Origin of the sequence: Aeromonas sp. 1HA1 (assembly GCF_029237385.1) — a bacterium.
In the GTDB taxonomy this organism is placed as follows: Bacteria; Pseudomonadota; Gammaproteobacteria; order Enterobacterales; family Aeromonadaceae; genus Aeromonas; species Aeromonas popoffii.
In genome coordinates this window covers 1-7,330 of record NZ_JAACGC010000113.1, presented here as the reverse complement: position 1 = coordinate 7,330, position 7,330 = coordinate 1, and the positions used below count along the sequence as shown (strand labels likewise).

The following is a 7,330-nucleotide window of genomic DNA, read 5'->3' as shown; positions in this document are numbered from 1 at the left end:
GGCCGCACGATGAAGAGCAAAAGTTAGCATGATCGTTACCATGTTCGGGAGTCACATAGGAGATCAGATCCTGGAAATCGGGAAAAGTGCCAATCAGTTCACAATATTTGTGTATAAGAGTCAGGCTATGGTCTGCTCCATCTAATGGAGGTTGCCGATATGATGGGTTGCGGTTGGCTGGAAAGGGACTGCCATTTTTGATTGCAGTCTCTGCCGCTTGCTCATTTTTTACATTCAGTGCAGGGATCAGATAGGGGGTGAAAGTTGCTTGCCATTGTTTAATAGCTGTGCGTCCATCAGTAGGCAGTACCCAATCCTGATAAAAATGCACAACCTTGCCATGGTGCATAAAGGGATCTGTCTTACCCACTTTATCCAGTATCGGATTTGCTAATAAGGTTGGTATGCTCCACAAGTATCCTAATGCCTTGGAGCCCCATATGGTAAAGTTTTCACCAAATAGCGGATTGCCAACATCTGCTTCAGGTGGAATAGCCGTCACAGGGTCATCTTTATTGATATGACGGTAATGTATAAAAGAGGGAAATGTTAGTAATGCTGAGCGACTAAATACACGAGGCATGCCATATGTATATAAGCATGGGGAATAGTTTAAGTTCTCACTGGCATAGATCAGAGCTAACGCACCACCTAAACTATGGCCTGATATGAAGAGATTTTTATTGCTAGAAGCATCAAAGACCTTTGTGAATTGTTCAAGATCTTCGACTAAATTTGGATTTGATAAAATATCTTGATATGCAGACCAAAATCCACCATGCAATTGACCACATGCTGATACAGCACAGGTGCGTGATTCAGGAGCGTAAGACAGGTCAGTTAAAATGTCATCCGTTCCCATAGTGCCGCGCCACGCAATAATAAAATCATGGGTGTTGGTAACGTAGAACATTTGTGTATTGGATATCGGATTGTTCTTATTCCCGCTGTCATCAACGGCAAGTTCAGAATTCAACTGTCCCAAGATGGTATAGCGATCTTTGAACGGCACATCCTTGACCCAAGCTGTCAAGGTATCGGTGTTAATGCGGTTGGGCAGCTTCCCCAGATCCAGCATCTGTTTCATAAAGAAGTCTTTTATCGAACCACTCTTGGCTCGGTATTGATTCTTCTCAAGGTCGGCATAAGTGAGAACGCTAGTGAGAGCCAGATTGTAGGCATTGGCGAGGTTGTATTGTTCGCTGTGGGTGAGATCCAATACCCAAGCCCTAAACGGGCTGATCTCAAATGTGAACTTACGGGCCTTGTGCTCTTTACCCTTAGCAACGATACGATGACCACTGAGCACCTGACTGGGAAAATGGTAAGACGGCAAGGACTCATCTTCCGGCCATTCTGGAATGGTCGGTACTTTATCAATCAGCTCACCCAATTTGAGGAAGGCATATTCTCTGCCTTGTTGTTCGGCAAGTGGCTGCACCTGCGAATCTTTAACCCAATCACGAGACTCTCGCAAATAGCGATGGGGTTCTTGTAGCACTTCCGCAAGTTTGTCTGCATCCAGAGTCAATACCGCAGAGCCAGGGATGAGTTCATCTTCAAACAGCTTACCCTCGGCATCTGTCTTGCCTTCGACCATCATCCGGCCAGCAACCGTTAGCTTGTAAGGGACACCGGCAATTGCCTGATTCAGTTCATCAACAAGTTGGATGTCGTAGCTATAGGTGGCTAACTGGCAATCTGCACATGTTTTTCTGTGGGGCATACAGCTGCTCCTTGATAACGGTCGTTGAGGTGTTCAAAAAGTTGGGTCAGGGTGAGCACATGAAGGTCTTTACCTTGTGCTGCTAGGGTTGTCAGCACAGACTTGAACTGTGCTTTCAATTCTCCCCCTTGCTGGAAGTAATATTCGGCTTGTTCGGGGAGAGTTTCCCAAGCGCTTAGGTCAAAATCACTCGCCTTCATTTCCAGGCCAAACTCGGAGCGGTGCCAAGCATCGATCAGGCTGGCAGGTAATACCCAAGGAAATGTCTCATTACACGTCTCACTCGTCAGAGGAGAGACATAACTATCGCCATTAGGCAGGCGTACAGACTGAATGGGCGATAACAAACCATGCCAGAGTGCTGGTTCATTTCGAGCCAACCACACTCCCAGTATTCGCGGGTCTTGAAAGCGGATCGCTCGCAGGCGTTCACCCATCATCACTTGCAGATAATGCCGCCAATGCGTGACTTGTGCCCACCACGGATCAACGCTGGTGTACGCCCAGCCCCAAGGGATTTGCTGATGTTGGTCTACCCATTCGGCAATATCTGCACCATGTTGGATATTGACCTCCAGTAGCCAAGGGCTACTGGGCAGGATCGTTTTCATGGGGGTGTGAGAATAAAGCGGGATAGATTGATTCGCCCACCCCTTTTCAATCCATGTGCTTAACAGCGCGGGATCAGTAACAGTATTAAGCAGGACAAAGATATGAGGCGTTGCTTGCTCCTGTGGCACGATATGTGACCATTCATCAAAACGCTTGGGGGTCATGAATCGGCCTCATTAATGTCCATGGTGACATCCTGATTGGCCAGCAGCGGACAGGCTTTTCCGCCTTTAAACAACGGTGGGGGTGTATAGTCTGGAACACTAACGCCCATAGGCAAACTTGGCATCTGCCCAGCCCATCCAGAACCTGAGCCAGGACTGCCACCAGAGTTCATCTTGATAGTGGGGCCGACCAGAGTGATGCCACTTGGATCAACCTTCACAAAACTTCCGCCAACTTTGAGCGTCAATTCAGAGCCAGCTTCCAGCACAATTTTTTGGCCCGAGTCGATGTGTATTTCCTGACTGGCTTCGACTAACCAGCTATCACCCAGTTTTAGGTGCATGGAGCTATCGTCGCTAAGGGAGTAGTCGCCCTTGATGTGATCCCGTTTCTCGCCCTCTACCGTCAGGTGATCGTTGCCAAGGCTGGTGCCGCCATCTTTGTGAGCGACCTTTCTGATCCGAGTAACCCGCTCATTGTCGATGTTGGTGTGCTGGTCATGCTTGATATGCCACGCCGCATCATTTTCGATAAGCACATTCAGGTCTTTCTGACTGTGGATGTAAATCTCTTCCTGCCCCGCCTGGTCTTCAAAACGCAGCTCGTTGAAGCCCTCACCCTGGTGGGTTTCGGTGCGCAGCACAGTGCGCGTCTTGTTGGCGGGCAGCTCGTAAGGGGGGCGGTTGGTGGCATGGAAGGTGCGCCCCGTCACGATGGGCTGGTCAGGGTCGCCTTCCAAAAAGCTCACTATGACCTCATGGCCGATACGGGGGATGGCCATCATGCCGTACTGGCCACCGGCCCAGCCCTGACTCACCCGCACCCAGCAGGAGCTCTGGTCGTTGGAACTGCCGTAGCGGTCCCACGGGAATTGCAGCTTCACCCGGCCATGCTCGTCGCAGTAAATCTCTTCCCCTTCAGGCCCAACCACGATGGCGATTTGCGGGCCATCCACCATCGGCTTGTGGGGGGCCTCGGGGCTGCCGATGCGGGCGCGCCAGGTGGTGCTCGCTTTGACCACGCCAAATTCGTTGTGGTAGACGGTCGGGCCGCTGCCGCCTTCCTCTTCCAGCGCCTGTGGCTGTTCGCCGGTGTGGCTGATACGCACAATTTGCCAGTCGGTGTTGAGGCTGCCGTTGGGGTGTTCGGTCAGCGAGAAACTTTGCCCCGGCAAGAGGGCTGCGCTGTTGGACTTGCCACTGCCGCTGACCGCGTCATTGCGCAGCGCATCGAGCCGGTGCTGGGCAAACGCCTTGCCACTGCCGTCCTGCTTGTAGCGGCCCGGATAGTCAAAATGCTGGTAGGTGTCGCGCTGGTGCTCGAGCTCAGCCCCCATTTTCTTCTGGGAGAGGCCATAAGCCGGGGTCTTAAAGCTGTAGTCCTTGAGCTCTACCTCTGAGGGGCGCACCGATTCGCGGTAGTGGAACTGGCGCACATAGGCGCCCTGTTCCAGCGAGCGGTTGCCGAGGTTAAAAAACAGCTCTGGGCCAGCAGTCAATGCCGCCGCATCGTCGGCAAACACGATGCGATGTTTGCCTGCTTCAAACTCGTGGAAGTAGAAGAGCCCCTCTTCGGCAGCAAGGCGGTTAACGAAATCGAGGTCGGTCTCGCGGTACTGAACGCAGTATTCGCGCTGGGCGTGTTCGTTTTTCAGCGCAAAGGCGTAGTCGGTGATGCCGTGCTCTTGCAGCAAAATGGAGAGGATTTCGTCAGGCTTTTGTGCCTGGAAGATGCGGGAGTTTTGGCGCAATCCCAATCGCCACAGGGCAGGTTTGACTTGCAGCTGATAGCGGGTGCGGCGAAAGCCGCTGTCCCCTTGCGCAAAGTCGCTCACTACCCCGCATACCCGGCGCTGCAACTCGCCGTGGTACCACACCATCAGCTCACAGGGCTGGTCCAGCACAGCGCCAAAGTCGATGTCCGGTTGCTGGCTGGCCACCTCCAGTTTGAGGCTAAACGGGCTGTTCAAGCCCTCATCGAGCTTGAAGCTCGCGACCGCAAAGGTGTTGTCAGCCAGTGCGCCAACCTTGACGGTGAATTGTAATCCAGTGCTCTGTGCCATGACCTTGTTCCTTATCCTGCTTGCCCGCTGCCCGAACCAATCACCACGCCACCACAATCCACCGCTGTGCCGGTGATAGCGATGGGCTTGCCGTTCACCAACACAGACCCCACACCACCGGCAATGCTGCGCGGATGGGGCGGGTTATTCGGCTTGTCGTGCGGCGCTAACGGGTCACCCTGACGGGCCACCGGCTTGCCATCGAGAAAAACATCAGGGCTGGCGGCTATCACCGGGGTCGGTGGAAAGCCATCGTGGTCGGTGCCAAGGTCACCAAGCAGTGCAATGGAGGGACACATAATTCAAACCTCTTGTGTGCTTTGCCATCACTCCGCTCTCACTACCACGACATCAATCTCTGGGCAGGGGGATGGCAAAACATAAAAGGCTCCGGCAGCCAAAGACTGACCGGAGAAACACGGGATAAAGGCCGGTGCACACCGGCCACAAGATACGAAACCTAATACAGGAAATAACGAAGTCAGAACGTCAGGCTTATGCCTCGATAGGGGCGCGCCAGTCATCAGCACCAGAGGTACCGGCAACGGTGTGCTCCCAGTCAATCTTGCGGTAAGCCAGAGAGACCTGGATAAGCTGGGTGAAGTCGGATTTCGCCGGGTCTTGGCAGTGCGGCATCTGGCAGTCGATGTCAACGATGGTGGCATCGGTCAGCACGGTAGAGAAGAAGTGCTCCTGCTTGCCCTCAACAGAGGTGCGGTACCACTTCAGGGTCACTTTCGGCAACATTTCGCCGGAAGCCAGGGAGTTGTACATCAGCGGCACGGCTTTGTTCAGCGCAACGGTGAATTTGAACGGCTTGTGGACACGCTGACCAGCAGGCTGACCGGATTGCGGGTCAGTCGGCACGGTGACAACGTGCTGGAACTCTTGTACCAGCATCTCGTCTTCGTGACCTTGTACGAAGATGTTACCGACGGAGTCGGAGGTGAAGGCACCGGCAGTGATGTTGCCCTGAGTTTTACCTTCGATGCTGATATAACATGGAGTTGGCATGTGTATGCTCCTAAATAGGTGGGTTAAATGAACTAGCACTCGACCAAACCCCTAGCAGTGACCGTGCCAATTTTTCGTTTCATTATTTATCAATGACTTACCGCCAACCCATAGCCTCAACCGCACAACGCTGAGCAAGCTTTCGCTCAAACAGTGCACATATCTCAGAAAATATTGCTCAAACAGTGATTTAGCCTAATATGTGGGCAACAAATTGCGCCAGTCAGAATTATTGACCGTCCTCATCAACATTCCCCACTAACGCAGCATCGATATTGAGCCGCACCAGCCCCTGCTTGAGCGCCCAAGATATCGCCTGGCTTTTATTGCTTGCTCCCAGCTTCTCGGCAATACGCTCCAGGTGAAAGGTCACCGTTCTAGGGGTGATGCCCAGTATCTGGGCGATGTCACTGACTTGCTTGCCCTCCGCTGCCCACTGGCACACTTCCAGCTCCCGCAGACTCAGCGCATCCCGAGGGGGTATATCGGACAAGCAGACCCGCACGACCGCCTCAAAGATGTGCACCGATAGCAAGCTCAAAAAGGGCGTGGCCGTCAGCCATTGGTGTTCAGTACGGGGTGTTCGGGTAATGAACGACAGCAACCCCACATGACCATTGGCCCCATGCCAGGGGAAGGTGATGCCATCGCGCAATCCCGCTTCATGAGCCTGCAGCATCACCTCAAGCCCATCGGTATCTTGTTGGTCGCAACACTCGGTGATGAGATTCGCCCACAGGATGGGCGTGCTCTGCGTCATCCCCTTGCGCACCACTGGGTCTACCGCAAAGAAGCGCTGCGCATCATAGGCCTGCACCCACTGGGTAGGACAGCCATTGAAGATCCGCACATCAGGACGCTGTATCGAGCTGGGTGAAATGAACCCCAAACGAAAATGGTCAAACCCCATCTGTTGGCAGAGTGAGCGAAGTAGGCTCACGATGGTTTGTTCGTCTGTTGCGGTATCGAACTGGGTGATGAGCGTCAGTGCGTCGGTGGTATTGAGGAAGTAGAGCGGAGTAATGGTCAATCGTTCGGCTTACAAGCGATGAAATGTACTGAATATTACCAATTATCAATCAGATAGCACAATATCCCATCAGTTGTTGATAAGGCCTCGCATGAATTGCATATCGAACCAGCAGCCTTCCCCAAGAACTTGGCACACGTCGATAGGCATGTGGTCGATAGAAGTAGGATCAATCGTTGATATTACGTTGATATTACGTTGATGTCGGGCGACTAATTGACACCAAGGGCGGCAGAGCAGGTCTCGCCACGTTAGGGGGCGTTGAGGTCCCAGGAACTGGCGAGCTGCTGGTGAGGTTGCTGGTGTTCGTCAAGCCAGTAAGGGAAAATCTGCAGCACCCGCAGTAGATACTGCGGCCCACCTTTGCTGGGTACTCGTTGCTCATCGAACACCACGATCCCGGACAACGCTCGCACCCTGGCAAAATCTCGTTCTATGGACCAAGACGAGACGCCAAATACGTCCGCAGCTTCACGGGCACTGATGGCTCGCTGCTGATCGTGCAGCCAATGTGCGACTTGCAAGTAACGCGGTAAAGGTGGCTTCGGATTGATAGACATGTAATTTCGTCATTACGCTGGGTGATGGGTAGGCAGAGTTATGGTGATTTCTGGTGTATGGGGGAGATAGAGAAGGTGGCGTATCCTGCTGATTGATTCCCGCGAAGAATCTCAATTAACAGAGGTGATACGCCATGACCAATTCTACCCTCAGAGTCCTG

6 protein-coding genes and 1 pseudogene are annotated in these 7,330 nt (G+C 53.0%); all 7 read right to left on the bottom strand.

Translation table 11 applies throughout. From position 1 onward, the window contains the following. A partial coding sequence (locus tag GWQ22_RS20370) for a lipase family protein (protein ID WP_275931470.1) occupies positions 1-1,726 on the bottom strand: 1,726 nt, incomplete at its 3' end. After that, the gene (locus GWQ22_RS20365) at positions 1,690-2,502 is read right to left on the bottom strand and encodes a DUF4123 domain-containing protein (protein ID WP_275931469.1); all 813 of its coding nucleotides are present in this window, start codon (positions 2,500-2,502) and stop codon (positions 1,690-1,692) included. The genes GWQ22_RS20365 and GWQ22_RS20370, both read right to left, overlap by 37 nt. A gap of 119 nt (positions 2,503-2,621) precedes the next feature. After that, positions 2,622-4,565, bottom strand: a pseudogene (gene tssI / locus GWQ22_RS20360) (type VI secretion system tip protein TssI/VgrG); the annotation flags it as partial. An 11-nt stretch (positions 4,566-4,576) separates the two neighbouring features. Next, positions 4,577-4,864 (bottom strand): type VI secretion system PAAR protein, encoded by a 288-nt coding sequence (locus tag GWQ22_RS20355; RefSeq protein ID WP_042038057.1) that lies wholly within the window; start codon positions 4,862-4,864, stop codon positions 4,577-4,579. A 196-nt stretch (positions 4,865-5,060) separates the two neighbouring features. Then, positions 5,061-5,579, bottom strand: coding sequence for a type VI secretion system effector Hcp1 (gene hcp1 / locus GWQ22_RS20350; protein WP_010634822.1), 519 nt, complete (start codon positions 5,577-5,579; stop codon positions 5,061-5,063). Positions 5,580-5,808: 229 nt separating this feature from the next. After that, positions 5,809-6,609, bottom strand: a complete 801-nt coding sequence (locus GWQ22_RS20345) for a LuxR family transcriptional regulator (protein WP_275931468.1) — start codon at positions 6,607-6,609, stop codon at positions 5,809-5,811. Positions 6,610-6,860: 251 nt separating this feature from the next. Continuing rightward, positions 6,861-7,169: a hypothetical protein gene (locus tag GWQ22_RS20340; protein WP_275931467.1), complete on the bottom strand. Its 309-nt coding sequence runs from the start codon at positions 7,167-7,169 to the stop codon at positions 6,861-6,863. Positions 7,170-7,330: the final 161 nt, after the last annotated feature.

Coding starts and splice junctions, on each gene's coding strand:
- GWQ22_RS20365 (WP_275931469.1), bottom strand. CDS start 2,502: ATGACCCCCAAGCGTTTTGATGAATGGTCACATATCGTGCCACAGGAG.
- hcp1 (WP_010634822.1), bottom strand. CDS start 5,579: ATGCCAACTCCATGTTATATCAGCATCGAAGGTAAAACTCAGGGCAAC.
- GWQ22_RS20355 (WP_042038057.1), bottom strand. CDS start 4,864: ATGTGTCCCTCCATTGCACTGCTTGGTGACCTTGGCACCGACCACGAT.
- GWQ22_RS20340 (WP_275931467.1), bottom strand. CDS start 7,169: ATGTCTATCAATCCGAAGCCACCTTTACCGCGTTACTTGCAAGTCGCA.